1 pseudogene is annotated in these 287 nt (G+C 65.2%); it reads right to left on the bottom strand.

Annotation, left to right across the window (positions count from 1 at the left end):
- A pseudogene (locus B3V69_RS01630) lies at positions 1-287 on the bottom strand (3-methylcrotonyl-CoA carboxylase); the annotation flags it as partial.

Below are 287 nucleotides of genomic sequence, written 5' to 3' on the forward strand. Positions count from 1 at the left end.
TGGCGCACGCCGGAGTCGACCCGCACGCCACCATCGTTGCGCACAAAGTTGACGCAATCGGGCAGGCCATAGACATGCAGCGTGCCGGTAGCGGGCAGGAAATTGTTGTCCGGGTTTTCGGCGCAGATGCGGGCCTCGATGGCGTGGCCGCTGATCTTGAGCTGGTCTTGCGCCAGCGGCAGCGGCTCGCCGGATGCCACCCGCAGCTGCCATTCCACCAGGTCCTGCCCGGTGATGGCTTCGGTCACGGGGTGTTCCACCTGCAGCCGGGTGTTCATCTCCATGAA

The organism is Rhodoferax sp. UBA5149 (genome assembly GCF_002413825.1).
Classification (GTDB): domain Bacteria; phylum Pseudomonadota; class Gammaproteobacteria; order Burkholderiales; family Burkholderiaceae_C; genus Rhodoferax.